The 21,227-nt window shown below is 52.8% G+C and carries 19 protein-coding genes; 4 read left to right on the forward strand and 15 right to left on the reverse strand.

Annotated elements, in window-relative coordinates:
• Positions 1-16 precede the first annotated feature (16 nt).
• From ACTHPM_RS09515 to ACTHPM_RS09550, 8 genes are all read right to left on the reverse strand, one after another.
• Positions 17-1,690: an FAD-binding protein gene (locus ACTHPM_RS09515; protein WP_440394933.1), complete on the reverse strand. Its 1,674-nt coding sequence runs from the start codon at positions 1,688-1,690 to the stop codon at positions 17-19.
• An 18-nt stretch (positions 1,691-1,708) separates the two neighbouring features.
• Positions 1,709-2,194 carry a MarR family winged helix-turn-helix transcriptional regulator gene (locus ACTHPM_RS09520; RefSeq protein ID WP_440394934.1) on the reverse strand — a complete coding sequence of 162 codons (486 nt, stop codon included), beginning with the start codon at positions 2,192-2,194 and terminating at the stop codon, positions 1,709-1,711.
• A 312-nt stretch (positions 2,195-2,506) separates the two neighbouring features.
• Positions 2,507-3,451, reverse strand: a complete 945-nt coding sequence (locus ACTHPM_RS09525) for a hypothetical protein (protein ID WP_440394935.1) — start codon at positions 3,449-3,451, stop codon at positions 2,507-2,509.
• Positions 3,452-3,473: 22 nt separating this feature from the next.
• Complete coding sequence (locus ACTHPM_RS09530) at positions 3,474-4,835, reverse strand: nucleotide sugar dehydrogenase (RefSeq protein WP_440421522.1); 1,362 nt, start codon at positions 4,833-4,835, stop codon at positions 3,474-3,476.
• A gap of 57 nt (positions 4,836-4,892) precedes the next feature.
• Positions 4,893-5,699 (reverse strand): response regulator, encoded by an 807-nt coding sequence (locus tag ACTHPM_RS09535; RefSeq protein WP_440394937.1) that lies wholly within the window; start codon positions 5,697-5,699, stop codon positions 4,893-4,895.
• A gap of 58 nt (positions 5,700-5,757) precedes the next feature.
• Positions 5,758-7,125, reverse strand: coding sequence for a glycosyltransferase family 2 protein (locus ACTHPM_RS09540; protein ID WP_440395398.1), 1,368 nt, complete (start codon positions 7,123-7,125; stop codon positions 5,758-5,760).
• A gap of 43 nt (positions 7,126-7,168) precedes the next feature.
• Positions 7,169-8,368 carry a HEAT repeat domain-containing protein gene (locus ACTHPM_RS09545; RefSeq protein ID WP_440394938.1) on the reverse strand — a complete coding sequence of 400 codons (1,200 nt, stop codon included), beginning with the start codon at positions 8,366-8,368 and terminating at the stop codon, positions 7,169-7,171.
• A gap of 109 nt (positions 8,369-8,477) precedes the next feature.
• Positions 8,478-10,691, reverse strand: a complete 2,214-nt coding sequence (locus tag ACTHPM_RS09550) for a hypothetical protein (RefSeq protein ID WP_440394939.1) — start codon at positions 10,689-10,691, stop codon at positions 8,478-8,480.
• Positions 10,692-11,371: 680 nt separating this feature from the next.
• Between ACTHPM_RS09550 and ACTHPM_RS09555 the strand changes: the two genes are divergently transcribed.
• The 3 genes from ACTHPM_RS09555 to ACTHPM_RS09565 all read left to right on the forward strand — a co-directional run bounded on the left by ACTHPM_RS09555 (position 11,372) and on the right by ACTHPM_RS09565 (position 13,721).
• Positions 11,372-12,616: a DNA polymerase IV gene (locus tag ACTHPM_RS09555; RefSeq protein ID WP_440394940.1), complete on the forward strand. Its 1,245-nt coding sequence runs from the start codon at positions 11,372-11,374 to the stop codon at positions 12,614-12,616.
• The gene (locus ACTHPM_RS09560) at positions 12,613-12,966 is read left to right on the forward strand and encodes a YolD-like family protein (RefSeq protein ID WP_440394941.1); all 354 of its coding nucleotides are present in this window, start codon (positions 12,613-12,615) and stop codon (positions 12,964-12,966) included. Before ACTHPM_RS09555 ends, ACTHPM_RS09560 begins: the two co-directional genes overlap by 4 nt.
• An 80-nt stretch (positions 12,967-13,046) precedes the next feature.
• Positions 13,047-13,721 (forward strand): SOS response-associated peptidase, encoded by a 675-nt coding sequence (locus ACTHPM_RS09565; RefSeq protein ID WP_440394942.1) that lies wholly within the window; start codon positions 13,047-13,049, stop codon positions 13,719-13,721.
• Between the two features lie 96 nt (positions 13,722-13,817).
• On the opposite strand, the gene ACTHPM_RS09570 is transcribed toward ACTHPM_RS09565, so the two are convergent.
• The 5 genes from ACTHPM_RS09570 to ACTHPM_RS09590 form a co-directional block, all read right to left on the reverse strand.
• On the reverse strand, positions 13,818-14,234 hold the full coding sequence (locus ACTHPM_RS09570) for a cupredoxin domain-containing protein (protein ID WP_440394943.1): 417 nt from the start codon (positions 14,232-14,234) through the stop codon (positions 13,818-13,820).
• A 271-nt stretch (positions 14,235-14,505) separates the two neighbouring features.
• Positions 14,506-14,793, reverse strand: a complete 288-nt coding sequence (locus ACTHPM_RS09575; protein WP_440394944.1) for a stage VI sporulation protein F — start codon at positions 14,791-14,793, stop codon at positions 14,506-14,508.
• A gap of 66 nt (positions 14,794-14,859) precedes the next feature.
• Entirely contained in the window at positions 14,860-16,911 is a 2,052-nt protein-coding gene (recG, locus tag ACTHPM_RS09580) for an ATP-dependent DNA helicase RecG (RefSeq protein WP_440394945.1), read from the reverse strand.
• A 16-nt stretch (positions 16,912-16,927) separates the two neighbouring features.
• Positions 16,928-17,785 carry a DegV family protein gene (locus tag ACTHPM_RS09585; RefSeq protein ID WP_440394946.1) on the reverse strand — a complete coding sequence of 286 codons (858 nt, stop codon included), beginning with the start codon at positions 17,783-17,785 and terminating at the stop codon, positions 16,928-16,930.
• Between the two features lie 40 nt (positions 17,786-17,825).
• Positions 17,826-19,631, reverse strand: coding sequence for a DAK2 domain-containing protein (locus ACTHPM_RS09590; protein ID WP_440394947.1), 1,806 nt, complete (start codon positions 19,629-19,631; stop codon positions 17,826-17,828).
• Positions 19,632-19,915: 284 nt separating this feature from the next.
• On the opposite strand from ACTHPM_RS09590, the gene rpmB reads away from it, so the two are divergent.
• Positions 19,916-20,104: a 50S ribosomal protein L28 gene (gene rpmB / locus ACTHPM_RS09595; RefSeq protein WP_047910965.1), complete on the forward strand. Its 189-nt coding sequence runs from the start codon at positions 19,916-19,918 to the stop codon at positions 20,102-20,104.
• A 201-nt stretch (positions 20,105-20,305) separates the two neighbouring features.
• On the opposite strand, the gene spoVM is transcribed toward rpmB, so the two are convergent.
• Entirely contained in the window at positions 20,306-20,386 is an 81-nt protein-coding gene (gene spoVM, locus ACTHPM_RS09600) for a stage V sporulation protein SpoVM (RefSeq protein WP_034273235.1), read from the reverse strand.
• Positions 20,387-20,562: 176 nt separating this feature from the next.
• On the reverse strand, positions 20,563-21,225 hold the full coding sequence (rpe, locus tag ACTHPM_RS09605; RefSeq protein ID WP_440394948.1) for a ribulose-phosphate 3-epimerase: 663 nt from the start codon (positions 21,223-21,225) through the stop codon (positions 20,563-20,565).
• Positions 21,226-21,227 lie beyond the last annotated feature (2 nt).

Consider the following 21,227-nt stretch of genomic DNA (forward strand, 5'->3'; position numbering starts at 1 on the left):
TCGTGTGCCCGCTGGTTTAAGCCATTTCATGCTTGATGGTTGCGGAAATATCGCGGGACGGAGCTTTTCCTACCGCTCTGCCTGCCAAGTATCCGAATGTCAGCGCAGGTCCGATCGTACCTCCTGCTCCGGCATAGGTAGGGCCCATGACCCCCATGGAGGCATTCCCGGCCGAATACAATCCGCCGATTGCCTTGCCCCGCAGGCTTTGTACTTGTCCATTATGGTCGATACGTGGTCCGCCGCTCGTTCCCAAGGACCCGGAGTAGACTGGAAGCGCGAAGAATGGCGCCTTGTTGATCGGGCCAATGTTCTTTTCCGGGCTGCCGCCGCCGGTGAGGAACGATTCGAAATATGCCGTTCCGCGGTGAAAATCAGGATCGCTGCCCTGCTCGGCATGGGCATTAAACCGCTCAATCGTCGCTTCCAGTGCATCCGGATCCAGTCCGATCCGCAGCGCCAGGTCGTGGATGCTGTCTGCATGGTCGACCCAGTCCGGAATTTGTTCGCCGGGGAACATGGTCAGCACCATTTCCCGGTCCTTGAGCTGGCTGTCGAAGATCATGAACGCCGTTTCATTCGGCCAAGTCTGGGTGACGACGTCATATGTAAACATTGCTCTCGGCATATCGTTGTAGGCAACGCCTTCATTGACAAAACGCTCCGCTCGGGAGTTGACGATAATGCTGTTTGGCGACATGCGGCCGCTGGCGATTTGGTTATACACCAGATCCTCATATTCGATGGTTGGATCAACCAAGGTCGGAGACCACCAGGCTTCACTCATGTTTCCAAGCGCAGCGCCTACTTCCATCGCCATGATCAATCCGTCGCCCTCATTGTACTTCGGCGTCATCGGGTGCGTGATGTTACCCTTGAGGAATGTCTTCACTAGCTCTTGGTTCCATTCGAATCCGCCCGTGGCGATGACGACCCCTTTGCGTGCACCATAGTACACATTTTCGCCGTTTTGCTCCGCACGAACGCCAATCACTTCTCCCTCGTCATTCACGATCAGCTCCTTGCCCGGCGTTTCCAGCAGCACCTGAATGCCGCGGTCCAGAACCCCTTTGAAGAGCGATGCGCTGAGCGAACGGCCCATCGTAACAATATTGGCCATCATCCGCTCCGCGATGATATTGTAGTCCACCTGGGAAGCATCGACGGCTCCGCCTTCGGCCAGCGTAAGCGGCGGAAAAATCGGATGGCGGCGAATTTTGTCCTGCCACTCCTCCGGCAGTTCATTCAGGGAGAACGGTACCGGATCCAGCGAGCGGCCTTCGAGCTTACCGCCAGGCAGATTTGCGAAGTAATCCGCGTATCCGCGGGGCACGGCGAAACGCAGAGGCGTATGATCATGAAGGTATTGAATCATCTGATGCGCGTTGTCCACATACACTTCCAGCAGTCCGGGATCAGGCTCTTTGCCTCCGGTCAAACGGCGCAGATAGGTGAGCGCTTCCTCTTTGGAATCTTCAATGCCGAGCTCTCTTGCATAATGATTCATTGGTATCCAAGGCACCCCGCCCGAAAAAGCAGTCGTTCCCCCGATTTCACTCGACTTCTCAAGCATAAGCACTTCGGCGCCTTGATCCGCCGCCAGAATGGCTGCGCTCATGGCAGCACCGCCGGTACCAAGCACGACGACGTCGACTTCCCGGTCCCAGGCTTTTGGTCTAACCGTTATCATCGATATTTCCCCTCCGAATTACATAGTGGTCATTTCCGGTTTTGTTTCCTGTCTGCCCTTCTCTTGTTTGGAGATCGGTCCGGCTTCCTGTTTCATCGCATCAATCATTTTGCGGTAAGCCTCTGTTAGACGCATTTTTTCTTCGTCCGAGAACATCGTTTGTAAGGATTCGCACAGCTTGAGATGACGCTCCTGCATCATATCGACAACCGATTGGCCGGTTTTTGTGATATGAATGAAAATATGACGGCGATCGGTCGGCATAACGATCCTTTCCACGTATCCTTTGCTTTCAAGCTTATTCGTCAGGTTCGTGACCGCAGCAAGCGAAACTTTGAGCACGGAAGCCAGCTCCGAGCTTGTCTTGGCCCCCTCCTGCGCAATCGTCTGCAGGATGTAGTACTGGGAGGCGGAAACTTCATTGTCCATGAATCTGGTGTACGCGATGACATATTCGGTCATGTGTTCGCTGATCAGATTGGCCAGTTCTCTATCGATATCCATCAGATTGACACACACCCGCTTTCCGGATTGACTTCTGTCATTACATTAATTAAGAGCTCTTAATTAATTTTCACTATATCTCAGAGAGAAAGCGGTTTCAATACAATTTATACCAGTTAGGGATGCTTTAAGGTAAAATAACAACTTTTTTTGTGCCAATGACCTACTATTTTTAGTTCCATATGCTCATTCATACATAATCAAATTGGTATACAGGCTCTATTCCTTCTTTTTCGTGAACTTATATCGGAATGGACGCGAAAAGGCGCCTGCTGCGGTCTCCCACAACAGACGCCCTTTCATGTCCTGATGTCAATTGCTCATGCTGCTTTGCTCCCGCTCCGGCTCCGCCGCAGCGATCTTTTCATGCCAGGCCTCGTAATGATGGATAGCCAGACCGGCAAAGGAATCATAGGAATCGCTGAGGCGATACACCTGTTCCATCTCTTTCTCCATAACCGGCAGCGATTTGCCGAAGAAGCTCAGATGTGCCCCTTCCTCCGTATTTCCCAGCTCCATGCCGATCCAGACGGACTTGCCAAGCTCATCCGCTTCATTCAACATCTCCTTGGACAAATCGACCATCTGTTGACCGCTGTCACGGTAGGACATGACGGCCAGCGCGTCGAATCGTTTCAGCATCCAGCGGCTCAGGTTGCTCTCGCTGCCTGCAGATTCGACCTTGCCCAGCCAGAACGGCACCGCAGCGCTCATATAAAGTCCGCCTTGTCGTCCTTTGTCTGTCCATGCCTCCATGTTGCGGCTCCATTCATCCACGACACCGGCTTGGTCCCGCTCCCAGCGTTTCAGCTGATACGGCTCCACATCCAGCTGGATGCCTGTAAACCGTTCCTCCGGCGAGGCCTTGCCGTTATAATCCAGAACCCAATCAATGAATTGATTCGCTTCTTTGTCCTGCTCCTGATACGCCCACTCCGGATGCCCATCCAGGGCATGCACCGAAATATCCTCCGCATGGGCGGTGGCGATGAAGCGCTTATACTCATCTGTATCCACGTTTTTTTGAATCTGCAAGAATATGACGTTTACGCCCTGCTCCTTGCAGAAGTCCAGCACTTTACCGGGATTCTCGATCAGTGACGCATCCCACAGCCAAGTTGCTTTGTGTTCTTCCATGGATGAGGATTTGAAAAGGAAGGGCAGGAGCAGCAAGCAGCAGATGACCAGGACCAGGACTATCAGCAGGCTTGGTTTCGCTTTTGCTATTGCTTTTGCTTTGGTTAGCAGCTCTCCCATCCTCCGCCTCCTTTATTTATTCTTAACCGATCAAAGCCATGTTCGGCTCTAGGATGTGCTGGACCGAATGCCCGATTTTATAAATATGCGGCTCGTTAAATTCCTTGAACGCATTGCGCGTATCGAGGATCGGTACGCCCATCGACGCGATTTCAGCATAATCCAGTCCGCTGTGGTTCGTGGTCAGGACGATGCAGTCATAGGTCTTGAACTTCGCAAGATCATATTCCACACTGTAGACCGTTTCTCCGTTCTTGTCCCGGAAGCTTACGGCATGCGGATCGTAATACTCCACGTTGGCTCCGTTCTCTTTGTAGAGCTCGTACACCTCAAGCGCCGGAAATTCACGAAGATCGCTGATGTCCGGCTTGTAGGCCATGCCAAGCACCAGAATATTCGATTTTTTGATCGACTTCGCGTATTCGTTCAGGATAGTTGACGTTTTGCTGATCACGTAATACGGCATATTGTCATTCGTCGACTGCGCCAGCTCGATGAACTTGCTGTAGAACCGGAAGCCTTTGGCTTTCCAGGACAGATACATCGGATCAAGCGGAATGCAGTGGCCGCCGATTCCCGGCCCCGGATAGAACGGCATGAAGCCGAATGGCTTCGTCGCAGCCGCGTCGATCACTTCCCAGATGTCGATGCCCATGCGGTCGCACATCATGGCCATTTCATTGACGAAGGCGATGTTGACGCTGCGGAACGTATTTTCAAGCAGCTTCGACATTTCCGCTACTTTCGGCGACGTGACGGGCACGACTCTTTCCACGTATTTCGAATAGAGGGCGGTGCCGAGCGTCAGGCATGCTTCGGTCGTTCCCCCGATAACCTTCGGCGTATTGAACGTATTGAAGCGGGTGTTGGACGGATCCACCCGTTCCGGCGAGAAGCACAGGAAGAAGTCTTCGCCCACGCGGTAGCCCAGCGCCTCGATTTGATCCTGAATCAGCTCTTCAGTCGTTCCCGGATACGTGGTGCTCTCCAGCGTAATCAGCAGTCCTTTTTTCATATGCAGCTTGATCTGGTCGACCACGCTTGTAATATAGGAAGTGTCCGGATCCTGGTTCTCGCTGAGCGGAGTCGGTACGCAGATGCTGAGCGCGTCGATCACCGTGATCATGCTGTAGTCCGTCGTCGGCTTGAAGCGCCCGCTTGCCACGCATGCTTTCAGTTCCTCCGAAGAGATATCCGTGATGTAGGAATCGCCATGATAGATCTGCTCGATTTTGGAAGGATCCACATCGATGCCGATAACCGTAAAGCCCTGCTTGACCATTTCAACGGCCAGCGGAAGTCCGACATAACCCAAACCGACAACACCCAGTACTGCTTTTTTATCCTCAATTGCGTTCAACAGTTGCTCATATTCGTGATTCACTAGCATTCAACCTCCGTATGATGTAATTTTTGTTATGCGTTTAAAGCGAATGATCATTTAGTGAAAACACCGGTGAATTCGGGCATCCAGCTCGACCGGAGAAAAAGGTTTGGTTACGTAGTCATCAACGCCGTGTTGGAAGCATTGACTGATCGTGCGTTCTACCCGCTGCTCCGTGAGCACGACGATTTTCGGCGTGTTCTCCACCGGCAGCTGCTGAATCTGATGAATGAAAGGCAGTCCGTCGATGCCGTACAGATTTAGTTCTGTCAGCACGAGATCCGGCTCCCATTGCTCAATCAGCTCCAGAGCCGATGTGCCGTCAAGCGCCTCAAGGGTTTCAAAGCCCTGCATTTTCAGGCGGATGGTCAGAAACTCCCGGATGGTGTCATCGTTATCTACGATAAGGATGCGTCCCGGCTCCTGCATGGCTTCTTCTTTGGTGAAAATATGAATATCCGATGATGTGCTGAGTCTCGTCGACTCGGCCATTTGCTTCAGGACACCCGGCGTCGGATCAACCTGTCCCGGGAACACCGCCAGGGTGATGCGCGGGTCTGATCCCTCCACCATTTCCATCAGATGCTGCTTAAGCAATAGCGCCTGATAATGGGTCGCATCCAGCGTCATTCCCGGCAGTAAAATCGCCAGCGTCTGCGTGGAGCTGTCCTTCAGCACCTCAAATTCCATTCCGGATTCATGCTGCAGAAAGTCTCGCACCAGGCTTTCCAGCTGTGGAGAGCTGACGCTGCAATACAGAAACATCATTCCGCAGAGCTCCCGGGAGGTCTCCTTGAGACGTTCTCCGAGATTGTGATACAAGCCTTCTCCCTGTTCTCGCTGCAATGTTACGGACTCCGGCATTATTAATTCCCACCTTTCAAAGAATAATAGAACATTTGATTCAGCGAATCACGCCGAGTTAGGCAGTCTCGCTTTCTTCCTTCCAGCTTTGTCTTGTCATCGCACCCCAGGAATTGTTTTTTCGGAGGTACTGGATATGGCCTTGTATGCGCCACAGAACGCCAAGCTGATGGTAGCCGACAAATTTGAGTGCCGAGAAAAGCAGCATTTTCCACAGATCGGATAGCTTTTTAAACCTGCGGAAGGCGATTTCCTCGAGAATGATGGCGCCCACGCTCAGCAGATAACCGCTCAGGAAGTTCAGAAGAAAGAAAGTAAGCAGTATGCGCCAATGCGTCATATCCAAAAGCGTATATCCTAGCAGAGCCAACAGGCCCGTGATTCTAAAATAAGGGTTGAACGTTTCGAACAATACGTTGTACGGCATCGTAATCATGCCCATGACCTTGTATTTCGGGTTAAACAGCATCCCCCGGTTCTCAATCATGTTCTTGAGATTTCCCCGGCCCCAGCGCATCCGCTGGTTGGAAATGATTTTGTACGTGTCCGGGGCTTGGGTCCAGCACACCGCCTCCGGGCAAAAGGCCACTTTGTACGGCAGCTTATGGCTGAGCATATAACGGTGGAGCTTGATGATAATATTCATGTCCTCCCCCGGATACCCGCCGCGGTAGCCCCCGACGGCAATGACGTAATCCTTGCGGAACAGTCCGAATGCCCCGGATACGATGACCAAACCATTCATATGGCTCCAGCCGATCCGTCCGCCGAGAAATGCCTTCAAATATTCGATGGACTGGAACATCGGCCATATTTTGCGCGGCAGTGACACCTTCTTCACCGCCCCGTTCTCGATGAGGCAGCCGTTCGCGATACGGACATCGCCGCCGATAGCCACCATCTCCTCCGGATTCTCCATGTACATGCGGGCCATCCGGATCAGGGCGTCCTTCTCCAGAAGCGAATCCGCGTCGATGGAGGAAATGAGCGGGTAATGCGAGAAGTTGATGCCGGCATTCAGCGAATCCGCCTTGCCTCCGTTGTCTTTATCTATAATAAACAGCTGTGGATAATCGGGATTATGGTAAATGCCTCTCACGTTATTCGTGTCGATGGTTCCCCGGATTTCCGGATTCGTCATCCGCTCGAGCCCGAATTCCTTAATCAGTACCGGGAGCGTTTTGTCGCTTGATCCGTCATTGATCACGATGACCTCGTAGGTCGGATAATTCAGCGTCATGAGGCAGTGCACGTTCTCGATGATCGTCAGCTCTTCATTATAGGCCGGAACCAGCAGGGATACCGATGGCACCAGCTCGGAGCCGGAAAGCGTATTGTAGCTGGAATACTTGGACCTTCTAAAGATCGTTAAAATGTTGCGGTACGACAAGCCCATGATCGCGAAGTACAAAATGTTGACGATCATGACGTAGTAAATGGCGATCATACCGTACCAAAGCAATGTCTCTCTAAGCAGTGTAATCCCCTCCTACCGCGGCTACGCCGGTTACCCGGGCAACCGGCTGTTTTTTCACTCCGAAATAACGGTCGTGAATCAGCCGTTTTTTGTTGTAGGCCACCATCTGCTCGATTGCGCTGTGTTCACGCTCCATTTCCATCACGAGCTCAATGCGCTGCAGCGCGGCCTCACGCTGAATTCCGGCTCCGCTAAGCGCAGCCTCGCACAGCGCCTCGAATCCGGCCTCGCCCAGAGCGGCAAGGCTCTCGGCACTGTTGTGGCGTACCTTCCAGTTGGCGTCCTGCAGAGCTCTCACCAGAAGCGGAATGCTTCCCGCGGCATGCAGCGGCCCGAGAGCCTTGGCTGCGGCTGCCCGCACTTCCCAGTTGCGGTCGCTCATCAGCTGGACGATGGTCTCATCCTTAAGCGCAGGGTTCGAGCTGAGATACAGCTTGACCGCCTCTGCGCGAACATCCTTCTCCTCGGAGCCGACCAGCCGGCCCAGCACAGGCATGACCTCGGGAACGGCTTGTCCCCACATCGCCACGAGTCCGACCTTGACGAGCGCCGGATCCGGATCGTCAAGCAGCTTCATCAGAAGGCTGCTGGCATCGAGACCTGTTTCCAGCATGACATCCGCCGCCAAATGGTGGATCGGCTTGCCATGCGACAGCAGGATGCGAAGCATTTCGAGCACGTCTTCGGGTTTTTTCGCGCTCTTGGCGATCGAACGGGCGATAATGATCGATAAGGAGTTGTATCTGCCTTTTTGCAGCATCTTGAGCAGCGCCGGCACCGCTTCCGGAGCACGCATCCCCCCAAGGCGGTATGCAGCCTCCAGTCTGCGACCGTAACGCAAGCTGCCGAGTGCCTTCATATCTGCTTCCACGAAGCCCGCGTCCCGGCACAGCTGAATCAGCCGGAAGCGATAATCTCCCTTGAACTGCTCGATCCATTCCATGTATTTATCCTGAATCACCCTGCGTTCAAGCGGCTTCAGCTTCCCCGGAGGAAGCCTCAAAGCCCCTTCCTCCTCCAGGTGAGTCTGGAGGTACATGAAGTAATCATGATGCTTTTGCTCATACATCTCTCTGCGCTGCTGTTCCTTGTTATGCGATATTTTCATCTGAAACAGAAGGATAATTCCAAGGCCGATCAGCCCGAGGCATATATAAATGAACGTATATGCAACGATTAAATGCGAGAACATCTTTGCAGTTTCCTCCTTTCGGACTTTCGCAGCATTCGCTTTTCCTGTCTTTGGCGAATGCTGCCAAAACCCTTCTCTGATTGTGTTCATCCTATCCACGGATGTATATTCATTCCATCTGGCTGTATACGTCTTTCATCGCGTAATAGCTTTGCTTCAGCTGCTCGCTGTATTGAACCGTGTCCCACGGTTTCCAGCTGTATGGAACCATATCATTGATGTTCAAGGTAGCGGCCGTTCCACCCGGCCAACTCACCTTGCTTCCTCCCTGCTCCACAAGCCAGGGAATCAGCCGGATGCCGTCCGTTTTGACCGAGCTGAACGCACGGCCTTCCTTCAGCGGACTGTAGTCGATCACCTGCAGCGAGCTGGGGTCGGAAAACCCGAGCAGCATCCACGGAATGCGCATCTCTATCGCATCACCGCTGTACTGCCAAGAAGTCAAGGAGTCGAACTGGGCCTTGCTGCGGTCCGTTGTCCCCCTTTTCAATGTTCCTATCGTTTTGTCGATAAACGGATGTGCGAATCGCGTATCCGGTGGATTCATCTGCAGGCTGATCGCAAGCTTCCACGGATGGAACGGAGTATCCTGCCCCTCTTTCGGCTCAGGCAGCATCCAGAACCCTTCCTTGCCGTACAGCCGGGTATGAAAATCATAGTCGGCCGCAATTTCCACCTGGGTTTCCTCGTCCTTCCCGATTTCGATCAAGGCCTCCGGCGCGCCGCCTTCCAGCTTTTTGCCCGGCAGCTGTGCTGCGGATGGCTCATTTCCTCCCGCAATCGTGTCCGCTCCGATATACAGCTTCGAGGTCTTCGGATCAAAGTTCTTGTCCAACCGGATCCCGAGGTACAGGTATCCTTCGTCATGCGTGATCCGCATGTCCCGGATGCCCGGAACCCGTCCCTGCCATGGCTTGACCTCTCCCTGTGCCAATCCGTCCCAATCGCTGAGATTGCCGTCGATCGTGATCTGTTTTTCCTTGCCGGGAAGCATGCCGAGCACGCCAAACAGTTTTTCGTTCGTCAACACATTGATCCAGTAAGCGCGGCGGTCAGCCGGAATTTCAAACGGCATCGTATTCCAGGTCTTTTTGAACCATTCATCCTGCCACATGAACAAGATGGCCCCGGCATAACCTTCGTCATAAATATCCTGCGTGAGCGAAGCGTCGATCGCTCCCTGCTCCTGCTCATTATGCCCGCCTTGGTCCTTGCCGCCGGCGCCAAAGTGAGAAACACCCACGGAAGATGGCACCCCGTATTCGGTAACCATAATCGGCATATCCTTGAACTTGGCCTTCAGCTGCTGCAGATAAGCTTTGTAAGTGTTGAACTCCCCCTGCTTGTCCTTGATGGTCTGCAGCGTGGAGTCGGTCCGGAAGAAATCCGGGTAATACGGATAGACATGATATGCGGCAAAATATCCGCCCTTCCAGCCGGTTGGCTGAACATGTCTGGCATCCACGCTCACCATATCCTCTTCAAACAGCGGTTCCCCGGGATGGTTGAGCACATCAGTCGTTACCCAGTTTGTAAATGTCACCGGGTGCTCCCAGCCATAATTCTTCTCCTGCTGCGCCGTATAGTCAAGCAATCCGGCCAGCCAGCTTTCGAACGGCGAGGCGTCCTTGGAGCCCGAGAAATAAGTTCCCTTGTATACCGGAACGTCCGCATGCTTCTTATTGGTATTCTTGACCATTTCCGGATCCCATTCGGTTCCGACATGCCAAGCCATCAAATATTTGCCTGCGTTCGCGGTATACTCGCCGCTAGAAGCTCCCTGCTTCTCCGGTACGGTGACATCGCCGTACACGGCCGCGACAGCCTTCTGTATTTCTGCTTTAAACTGCTTGCTGATATCTTCCGCATAGGCGTCCTGACGCTCGATCAGTTCTTCCTCCGGGGACCAGATGCCCTGCATGAAATACAATGGGTCGCCTTGCTTATCCTTGTTGTACTTCACAAGCGCCGAATAAAATACCGGCTGATGCACCGTGTATACACGGATTACGTTAGCCCCCATTTCATCGATCTGCTTGAACCAGCGCAGATAGTCCTCCTCGGTAGCGGGTAGTTCGCCCGGAAAATGCCCAGGCACCGTAGCTCCCAGATTGACGCCCTTCACAAACATTTCCTTCCAGTTTCCGTCCTTGCCATATTTCATAAAGCGGTCGCCCTGGGTCTTAAATGTGAACTGGGTCCCATCTTGATCCTTATATGCCGTCACCGGAGAATGGCTTGCCGTAAACCCTACGACCGTTCCTCCGGCAATGAGAACGGCGGCTGCTGCGATCCAGATGAATAGTGTTCTACGTTTGATCATCGCCTGTAAGTTCTCACCTCAATTTGGCTTGGCCTTGCTTTGGCCCGGCACTTTTCATTTTTTTTGTCATAAATTAATTATTTAACGAACATTGCCAATCTGTAAACTAGGCTGCTGGAAGGAATTTTCAGAACCTGGCGACCTACTCCGGTTTTGCCGGAACGAAAAAAACGGCAGCTGCCTTTCCTCCGGCACTGACGTCTGCATCGATAGCTAAGCAGCTGTATCTTTCCTTGGCCGAAGCGACAACTGGTTATGTATACGTCGAATAATTGCTAAAGTTGTGGTCGTTTTAACATCTTTATCCATAAAGATTACAAAATTGATACTATAGTCCGACAAAGCATTAGCGAAAAACCGCATCACTACAAGGTTTTTGCAAAATCGCATTTTTTTAAAAATAAGGAGAGAGTCCCGGACGGGACTACCGGTCCCAAACTGATTTATTACTGGATATATATGGATATAACTGGTATGACTATCCGGTTATTTCATGGTCCTGCTCCGGCCCGATTCCGCTCCTTTATAACTAGGAACAATGGCGAACTTTCCTGACAAGTCAAACGGGTAAGCAGCCCGCCTTGCAAATAATTCCGGTTGATAATCGAATATTTCTCCGTTATTCTTATAAAATAAGAACATGTGTTCCTGCCACTGACGAATGATAAGGAGCGAGTCCCATGGTTCAGACCAAAAAACGTGTCATTATGCTGGCCGACTGCCAGTCGTTTTACGCCAGCGTGGAGAAGGCAGCCCATCCCGAGTACGATGGCAAGCCTTTAGTCGTATCCGGAGATCCGGCCCGGCGCTCGGGCATTATTCTGGCCGCCTGCCCGCTCGCCAAGAAGTTCGGGGTCACGACGGCGGAGCGTCTCGGAGATGCGCTCCGCAAGTGCCCGGATCTGATCGTCGTCCGCCCGCGCATGGCGGAGTACATCCGGGTATCCCTGCACATCACGGAAATTCTGCAATCCTTCACGGATCTGGTGGAGCCATACAGCATTGACGAGCAGCACCTGGATGTGACCGGCAGTCTTGCCTTATTCGGCAGTCCGAATGAAATCGCCCGCCGAATCCAGCACCGGGTCATGTATGAAACCGGCGTGTACGTGCGGGTGGGCATCAGCGATTGCAAGGTCCTAAGCAAAATGGCCTGCGATATTTATGCCAAAAAGAATGCAGACGGCATCTACACCCTGAATCGGGAAGACCTCGAGAAAACGTTGTGGGAGAAGCCCGTTCATGAGATGTTTATGGTCGGCTCGCGGATGACGCGCCATCTGTATAAGATGGGGATTCATACGATCGGAGATCTGGCGAGAACGCCCCTGCCCCGGCTGACGGAACGTTGGGGCGTGAACGGCGAGGTGCTGTGGCGCATTGCCCGCGGCATGGACTCTTCCCCGGTTACGCCCCACAGCCAGCTGCAGCAGCAGAAAGGCGTGGGCCACCAGATGACGCTTCCGCGCGATTATACGGACTGGGAAGAGATCCGCGTCGTTCTGCTGGAGCTGTGCGAGCAGGTCGGACGCCGCTGCCGGGAAAAAGGACTCATGGGCTTTGTGGTCAGCGTCGGCTGCCAGGGGGCGGATTATGACCGCCCCACCGGCTTTTCCCGGCAAATGAAGCTTTCGGACCCCACGAACATTACCGATGAGATTTATGACGCCGCCTGCCTGCTGTTCCGCCGCCACTGGAACGGCCTGCCGGTCCGCAGAATCGGCATTTCCCTATCCGATCTCAGTCCGGATTCCCTCGTGCAGTTGACGCTGTTCGGGGATCGCGACCGCAAGCGGGAGCTGGAACGTGCCACGGACGGCATCAAGCGCCGCTTTGGCGAAACCGCCATTCTCCGCGCCTCTTCGCTTCAGGATTCCGCTCAGGCGCAGGAACGCTCGCTTCGGATTGGAGGTCACTATAAATGACGAAAAAATTGCAAGGAAACGGCTTGTTCGAATCGTCCCGCATGATGCTGCCCGAGCACCGGGAAGCTTACATTCAGCATCAGCAGCATTTGGTACACCGCAAGCCGCCGCTCCTTGACCCGCAGGCACAGGAAGAAATGGCAAGAACGATGGCGGAAGCCATGCACGACGGTTCATCGGTAACCATTACGCTCTTTGATGAACCCGCAGATATCCGGCTTACGGGGCGTGTGCTGCGAATCGATGCCGCTCGGCGGATGATTCGCTGGAAAGGGCATGATGACGAAGAAGGACCTGTGTGGATCCCGCTTCGCCAGATCGTCGGCGCAGTGGCGGAAAACGGCATATAGCGTTACACTGGGGATAACAAGGCTGTCTATTCCCTTTGATGGATGAGAGCGGCAGCCAAGAAGGAGGGCTGATGTGCCGTATGTGCGGACGTTTCACGCTGATTGTATCCCTGGAAGAGCTGATGCTGCGGTATGAGCTGGATCCCGGCCATTCCGTGCCCTATCACCGTCCGCAGTATAATATTGCGCCGACGCAAATGGTTCTATCCATTATCCATGACGGAAGCCGTCTCCGGCTCGGGGAGCTGAGGTGGGGACTGGTCCCGTCCTGGGCCAAAGACAGCAGCATGGGCAGCCGGATGATCAATGCACGCAGCGAAACGCTTGCTCAGAAGCCGGCATACAGGCTTCCTTTTGAGCGGAAGCGCTGCCTGATTCCGGCAGACGGCTTTTATGAATGGCAGCAGACGGGAAGCGGGAAGCGTCCCTACCGGATCAAGCTGAAAAGCTCCGAGCTGTTCAGCATGGCCGGCCTGTACGACATCTGGGTCCGGGAAGACGGCAGTAGGCTTGCGACATGCACCGTCATTACCACCCGCCCCAATTCGCTGATGGAGCCCATTCATGACCGCATGCCGGTCATTTTACGGCCGGAGGACGAGCTGCGCTGGGTGCAGCGGGGAGCCGCCGATACCAAAGAGCTTCAGCAGCTGCTGATTCCGTATCCGGCTGACGAAATGGAAGCCTACCCGGTAAGCAGCACCGTCAACTCGGTTAAGAATGATACTCCCCTCTGTATCGAGAAGAGTTCCTGACCGGTTGAACTATAAGAAAATACCGCCTGTCCTCGAATGTAGAGGCTGCAGGCGGTATTTTTTATTGCCCTTAACGCTGGATTTGCGAAGAGACAGTTATTCTACAATAATTTTGCCTACCATGTTATCATGGCCGGCACCGCACATGACGGAGCAGTGGAATTCATGTTCTCCGGCCTTGTCAGCCGTGAATTCAGCAGAACCTTCCTGCTGCAGGTTAACTTTAAAGTCAGGGATTTCAATGCCGTGAGCGCCTTCTTTATTGACAAGCGTAATTTTGACCTTATCGCCTTTTTTAACTCTAATTTCGGCAGGCTCGAACTGGAAATTGGTCGCAGTCACTTTAATCTCCTGTGTTCCGCCGGCACCGCCGCTTGTCCCACCGTTATTGCCCGCATTGTTAGATGCGTTATTCCCCGCGTTGTTATCCGCATTGTTATCCGTCTTGCTGCCGCAAGCGCTGAGTGCAAATACGAGCAGCAGCGTGAACCCAAGTAGCATCATTTTCTTCATGTCTAAGACCTCCAGTAAAATAATAATGAATGTAACACAAAACGAGTCGGCACCGTGCAATCAGAACGAACGGCTGCGGTTCCAAGCCAACAGACCGTATGGCTCCGGCAGCAGCATTTTTTCACAACGGCTTTCTTACCACCTGTATTATTTTTAACCGGGACAGAGCGAACTATGCAGGCTTTCTTCACAAAAAAAGGCCTTCCCGGAACATACCGAACCGGTACGCTCCTTGAAGGTCCTTTCCTTCTTTATTGCTCATCCCGCCTGTTTAACGGAACATGCCCCAAAGCTTGATTAAATGAAATGTATTATTCGGATCAATCCGCTGAGCCACCACAAAACGCACGATCTGCTGCTCTTCCGCCTGCGATAACGGCTCCTTCAACACGCCCGCTGCCGATTTGACAAGGTGCTGAACCTTTGCCGGATCCTGAAGATCGAACTTGCTGACCCCTTCGATGATTCCCTTGATCCGTTCCTTGGTCGCAGGATTTTTCATTTTTTGCTTGATTCTAGCCACTAGCGCAGGACTGATTCCATACTGCTGATAACCCAAAACAATGGCACCTCCCGTCAAATTCCAATTCAACTAAGTATATGACGGGGTGCCTGTCCCATGTGCCTAATCTACCAAATCTCCCTGAAAAATCTGTTCCTGCTGAAGGTAATCCCTTAGCCCGGCATATGCGGGCGAGGTCCAGAACTCGCTTTCCCCCACGAGCTGCGAAGCATCATCCCGAGCCTTCTCCAACACGGCGAAATCGCTCACCATATCGGCTAACCGGAACTCGGGAAGTCCGCTTTGCTTCGTCCCGAAGAAGTCTCCCGGGCCACGGAGATCCAAATCCCGGCGGGACACTTCAAATCCGTCATCCGTCTCCGTCATGACGTTCATGCGTTCCTGGCCCACTTCCGATTTCGGATCGGCAATCAGCACGCAGTAGGAGGCATGCTGTCCGCGTCCAACCCGGCCGCGAAGCTGATGGAGCTGGGAAAGGCCAAAGCGATCCGCATCCATAATGACCATGAGCGTCGCATTAGGCACGTCCACGCCGACTTCGACGACCGTCGTGGATACCAAGAGCTGCACTTCATTTTCATTGAAAGCCCGCATGACCTCTTCCTTCTCGGCCGGCGTCATGCGTCCATGCAGCAAGCCGACACGATAGTGCGGAAAAGCCTGCTGCATCTGGATATGCAGGTCAATCGCATTCTGAACATCCAGCTTCTCGGATTCTTCGATTAATGGACAGATCAGATAAGCCTGTCTTCCCTGGTCTATTTCCTTGGAAATAAAGCCAAGCACACGTTCCATCATGTCATGCTTGACCCAATATGTCGTGATCGGAATGCGTCCTTTCGGACGTTCGGACAACGTGGATACATCCATGTCGCCGAATGCCGTAATGGCGAGCGTCCGCGGAATCGGGGTAGCTGTCATCGTCAGCACATCCGGATTGTAGCCCTTTCGTCGCAGAACGCTGCGCTGGTTGACTCCAAACCGATGCTGCTCATCTGTCACGACAAGCCCCAGCTGGCGGAAAAATACATCCTCCTGAATCAAGGCATGCGTTCCTACTACGATATCGATCATGCCCATCTGAAGCGATGCCAGTAAATCCTTCCGTTTGCGTCCGTTGACACTCCCCGTCAGGAGGGCTACCGAGATGCCGAATGGCTCGAACAGCTTCTGCAGGGAGCGCATGTGCTGCTCGGCCAGTATCTCAGTAGGAACCATCAAAGCACCCTGGAAGCCGGAACGCACCGCACCATACAAAGCAATGGCAGCAAGCACGGTTTTGCCGGAGCCGACATCCCCTTGCAGCAGCCGGTTCATACAATACGGAGAACGCATATCCTGCAAAATCTCGAGCTCTACTCTCTTCTGCGCATCCGTCAGCTCAAAGGGCAGGCTCCGCACGAATTCCCTCATCGTTTTATTATCCACGGTATGGACGATACCATCCATCCGGCGGCGGTTCAGCGCACGATACGCCTGCATTTTCAGCTGAAACAGAAACAGCTCCTCATACACCATCCGTTCGCGGCCCTGCTGTCCTTCCCGCGTATCCTGCGGCTGATGGATCGTTGCAATCGCCTGCTTGCGGGGCATCAAATGATATTTCTGCATAAGGCTCTGTGGCAGGATTTCCGGAATCATTTCCCCATACTGCATCAAGGCCTGTCCCATAGTTTTGCGCATCCAGGTCTGCGTGATTTTCCCGCCAACGGAGTACACGGGCTGCAGGGTTCCGCTTCGCCATGCTCCTTGGTCCGGAAATTCCGATTCGGACACGGTCAGCTGCATTCTGCGCTGATCCCATTTGCCGACCAGAACGATTTCTCTGCCGCTAGTCAGCTGCTCACGCAAGAAATGCCGGTTGAACCAGGTGGCGGTAAACATCCACTGTTCAGCCATCATCTTGCAGCTCAGTCTTGATTTTCCCCCATAGCGCTGAAGCACCGGAATACCCATAATTTTGGCCTGAACGGTAATTTTGTCACCGTCCTTCACTTCGCTGAGCGAACGCAGGCGGTAATCCTCATACCGAAAAGGATAATACTCCAGCAAATCTTTGACCGTAAAGATGCCAAAGGCGTGAAGCTCCCCTTCTTTGAGAGCACTCACGCCGCGCACCTGACGGATTGAAATTTGATCCAAACTATGACTCATTTCCATCCCTCATTTTTTAAGCCGGCCATACAAACACGGCCAAAGTCCCGGGTCCGACATGAGTGCCGACGACCGGACCGACATTGGGTAGAACGACTTCGCCGAGGCTGTAATGCCTGGAGAGCTCTTCCAGTACCGGATCGGCCGAAGCCGGGTCAGCCGTATGGCCTACTGCCACGTTAATATGGTGAACCTCGCCCAAATCCTGTTGAAAACGTTCGATCATGCGGGCAATGGCCTTTTTGCGGCCCCTGACCTTTTCCACTGCATAAATAATGCCTTCTTCATCAATGGACAGAATCGGTTTAATGTTCAGCAGGTTACCGATCACGGCTGCCGCTTTGCCGATCCGTCCCCCTTTTTGCAAATATTCCAGCGTATCCACGAGAAAATAAAGCTTCCGCTGCTGGCGCATTTGCTCCACGGATGCAAGAATTTCATCCGCGCTTTTGCCCTCGGCCGCGAGCCGGGCTGCATGCACGACCAGCAGACCGAAGCCGTACGAAGCCGATTTGGAATCCACGACCGTAATTTCGGGCGGATCCTCCATCAGCGATTTGGCAAGAACGGCTGATTGATACGTACCGCTGAGGCCCGACGAGATATGAATGGAAATAATCGGGCTGCCGGGATGCAGGGTCATAATATTCTCATATACATGCATATAATCGGCAGGGGAAGCCTGCGACGTCGTTGGCAGCTGCTCCGACTGGACAAGCCGTTTATAGAACACTTCAGCCGAAATATCCACGCCATCCTGAAAAGTTTCTTCACCGAACATCAAGCGAAGAGGTACGACATGAATATCATATTTACTGACCAGCTCTTCCGGTATGTCAGCGGTGCTGTCCGTCACTATAACCGCATGAGTCATGCGAGTGGCCTCCTTTAGCAACACTTCTTAATTTATAACACTAGGATTCAACAGAAAAAATATAATAGTACACCGGCTGTCCGCCTTGATGCACTTCCACTTCAGCGTTCGGGTAGTTCACTCCAAGCCAGTCGGCGAGCTCTGCGGTCATCTCGTTTTGGGTTTCGTCGCCCGCAAGGACCGTCACGATCTCATCGCCGCTCACAAGCATTTTGGACAACAGCTCCTGACAAGCAGCCAACAGCCCCTCTGCGGCGGTCACGATTTTCGAATTTTCGATGCCGATGTATTGGCCCGCCTTAATGTCCAGCTGATCAATCTGGGTATCGCGCACCGCGTAAGTCACCTGCCCGGATTTAATCCGCGCGATCGCATCCAGCATGCTGCCGGAATTCATCTCCACCGTCTCTTCCTCGGAGAAGGCAAACGCCGCAGCGATGCCTTGAGGAATGCTCTTGCTCGGAATCACGGTCACGCTGCGCTCGCCTTCAAGCAGTTCGCCCGCTTGCTGGGCAGCCAGCACGATGTTGGAGTTGTTCGGTAAAATATAGACATGCTGCGCCGAAATGGACCCGATGGCATTGACGAAATCTTCAGTGCTCGGATTCATGGTTTGTCCGCCCGACAGCACCACATCAACACCTAAGCTTTTGAAAATATCGGCAATGCCTTGACCCGAAGCCACGGCGATAAAGCCGTAAGGCGCCAGCTCATCCGCCGGCGGGGTCGCCGGTGCCTGCTCGCGAGAATGATCGACCGGATCGACAGGCATTTCAGCAAAAGTGTCAGGCATAGGCGCAATATCGAGCCCTGTGGTCAAAAGGTCCCGATGCTGCTCGCGCATATTCAGAATATGAATCTGCGTAATTTCACCGTAACGAAGCGCAAGATTCAGAACTTCCCCCGGAGCCTTGGAGTGAACATGCACCTTGATGAGCTCATCATCTGCAATGATAATGATAGAATCTCCGTTCATTGATAACGCTTTCCTGAACTGATCCTCATCAAAATGCACTGCAGCCAGGCCGCCAAGTTGCCGGTTAATAAAAAATTCCATATCATATAAAAACTCAATATCTTCGGTTTCGATTTTGGACTGCGCAAGCTCCGGCCGATCCGCAAAAGCCGCTGCCGGAGATGCCGTTACTGCTGCAGACGCCGTCTCCTGATGGTTCACGGCATACGCTTGTCTTGCCGACGGCTGCACCGCTGGCTCAGGCGAAGCGTGCATCCCTTGCAGGTAGCCCAGGAAGCCTTCATAGATATACACAAGCCCCTGTCCCCCTGAATCCACCACACCGACCTGCTTCAGTACAGGCAGCATATCAGGCGTCTGGGAGAGCGTCTCCTGCGCTTTAAACAGCACCTGCTCCATGAGTTCGGTAATGTCATTCGTTCGTCTTGCATAAAAGACCGCATGCTTCGCAGCCTCTTTGGCCACGGTCAGAATTGTGCCTTCGACCGGCTTGACCACGGCTTTATACGCAGCATCCACACCTGTCTGAAGCGCTGCGGCGAACTGCATTGCATTCAGTTCACTGTAAGGCGCCGCATAGCGTCCGAATCCCCGGAACAGCTGTGACGTAATCACGCCGGAGTTACCGCGCGCACCCATCAGCAATCCTTTGGACAAAACGCCTGCGCTGTGCCCAATCGATTCGGAATTATTTCGTTTTAATTCAGTCACACCTGCACTCATTGTTAAGTTCATGTTCGTTCCCGTGTCACCATCCGGTACCGGGAATACATTTAAGGAATTGACATGTTCAGCATGCTGCTGCAGCTGCTCCGCCCCGGCTAATACCATAGCGGTAAAATCTGTCCCATTCAAAGAACGCTTACTCAATGATAAATCCCCTTCCTAGCTTGATCCCAAAGCCACTGGCGTCCTTATACATACGTATCATATACGTTTACGTTTCGCCACTTGCGTTCTAAATCGTATTTTGCGATATCTTTATATTTGGCTATGATCAACCCATCTTAATCCAGTATGGGCTATTCATCATTGTACTATAAGAAGCAGGATAAATAAATGTTTTTGCGCGATGGTTGACGAAGCATTTTTTGCTGTGATATTATATACAAGTATTGTTTTATGCAGGTGTTTGGAACAAGGAGGTGTAATCTATGTCTCGCAAATGTTATGTAACTGGCAAGAAGCCAGGAAGCGGTAACCACGTATCCCACGCTAACAACCGTAACCGTCGTTCTTGGGGTGTGAACGTGCAAAAAGTTCGTATTCTTGTTGACGGCAAACCAAAGCGCGTTTATGTGAGCACTCGTGCGCTCAAAGCTGGTAAAGTTACCCGCGTATAGTAGGCTAACTTATATCGCTTTACTTACAGAGAAGAAAGACCGCATGCCTTGCGGAAGATTATATCTTAAGAATAGCATATAAGCAAAAAGCACCTTGTTATCAGCAGGTGCTTTTTTAATGCCTTTGGTCCTGTTCGGTGAGTTTCATGCCGCCTTGTGCCAGAGGTATTTTTTATTGAAGCGGCATACCATAAGGAGTATTCAGCTTTTATGAAATGTGTTTAAAATGGCTTTTACGAATCCTCCCAAAAACTTTGGCAGCTTAAATGTGTAAAATTTCATATTCCATTCCACCCTCCCCATCATTCTCATGTCATCACGTATGGTATGCCTGATCTTAGTTTGCTGCAGAAAACGGACAAAAAAAGGTTACATGAGAACCTTGCTCATGTAACCAATGTATGCGCAAACTGCGCTGCCTATGACTCAGGCAGACAAGTGAAGCCCGCCCAATATATTTATGAATTTGCAACACTGCTGCGAATGGCCGTCATGGCCGCCTCGCGATCCTTTTGACCGAACACGGCGCTGCCGGCAACCAGTACATCCGCTCCTGCTTTGGCGACCAGAGGTGCCGTCTCGCTCGTAATCCCGCCGTCCACTTCGATATGAACGTCGAAAAGAGACGCCTCGTTCAGCCACTGCCTGATTTCACGGATTTTATGGATCGTACGCGGAATGAATGCTTGTCCGCCAAAGCCCGGGTTTACCGTCATGACCAGCACCAGGTCGACATCCTCCAGAACCTCGCGGATCGCCGCGGCAGGCGTCGCCGGGTTAATGGCTACACCCGCTTTTACCCCATGCTCCTTGATCATATGGATGACCCGGTGCAGGTGGGTGCAGGCTTCCGCGTGAACCGTAATCAGGTCGGCGCCGGCTTTGGCAAAATCGGCGATATACCGTTCCGGCTGCTCGATCATCAGATGCACGTCCAGGGGCAGGCCCGTATGCGGCTTGATCGCACTGACGATCGGCGGCCCGAGCGTAATGTTCGGCACGAAATGCCCGTCCATCACGTCCACATGAATCCAATCCGCTCCGCCCTTATCCACAATCGAGATTTCCTGCCCAAGCTGGGCAAAATCCGCTGACAATATCGATGGCGCTATTTTAATCATTG

The organism is Paenibacillus sp. SAFN-054 (genome assembly GCF_051966755.1).
Lineage (GTDB): Bacteria > Bacillota > Bacilli > Paenibacillales > Paenibacillaceae > Paenibacillus_AQ.

Coding starts and splice junctions, on each gene's coding strand:
- ACTHPM_RS09515 (WP_440394933.1), bottom strand. CDS start 1,690: ATGATAACGGTTAGACCAAAAGCCTGGGACCGGGAAGTCGACGTCGTC.
- ACTHPM_RS09520 (WP_440394934.1), bottom strand. CDS start 2,194: ATGGATATCGATAGAGAACTGGCCAATCTGATCAGCGAACACATGACC.
- ACTHPM_RS09525 (WP_440394935.1), bottom strand. CDS start 3,451: ATGGGAGAGCTGCTAACCAAAGCAAAAGCAATAGCAAAAGCGAAACCA.
- ACTHPM_RS09535 (WP_440394937.1), bottom strand. CDS start 5,699: ATGCCGGAGTCCGTAACATTGCAGCGAGAACAGGGAGAAGGCTTGTAT.
- ACTHPM_RS09540 (WP_440395398.1), bottom strand. CDS start 7,125: ATGATCGTCAACATTTTGTACTTCGCGATCATGGGCTTGTCGTACCGC.
- ACTHPM_RS09545 (WP_440394938.1), bottom strand. CDS start 8,368: ATGTTCTCGCATTTAATCGTTGCATATACGTTCATTTATATATGCCTC.
- ACTHPM_RS09550 (WP_440394939.1), bottom strand. CDS start 10,691: ATGATCAAACGTAGAACACTATTCATCTGGATCGCAGCAGCCGCCGTT.
- ACTHPM_RS09555 (WP_440394940.1), top strand. CDS start 11,372: ATGGTTCAGACCAAAAAACGTGTCATTATGCTGGCCGACTGCCAGTCG.
- ACTHPM_RS09560 (WP_440394941.1), top strand. CDS start 12,613: ATGACGAAAAAATTGCAAGGAAACGGCTTGTTCGAATCGTCCCGCATG.
- ACTHPM_RS09565 (WP_440394942.1), top strand. CDS start 13,047: ATGTGCGGACGTTTCACGCTGATTGTATCCCTGGAAGAGCTGATGCTG.
- ACTHPM_RS09570 (WP_440394943.1), bottom strand. CDS start 14,234: ATGAAGAAAATGATGCTACTTGGGTTCACGCTGCTGCTCGTATTTGCA.
- recG (WP_440394945.1), bottom strand. CDS start 16,911: ATGAGTCATAGTTTGGATCAAATTTCAATCCGTCAGGTGCGCGGCGTG.
- ACTHPM_RS09585 (WP_440394946.1), bottom strand. CDS start 17,785: ATGACTCATGCGGTTATAGTGACGGACAGCACCGCTGACATACCGGAA.
- rpmB (WP_047910965.1), top strand. CDS start 19,916: ATGTCTCGCAAATGTTATGTAACTGGCAAGAAGCCAGGAAGCGGTAAC.
- spoVM (WP_034273235.1), bottom strand. CDS start 20,386: ATGAAATTTTACACATTTAAGCTGCCAAAGTTTTTGGGAGGATTCGTA.
- rpe (WP_440394948.1), bottom strand. CDS start 21,225: ATGATTAAAATAGCGCCATCGATATTGTCAGCGGATTTTGCCCAGCTT.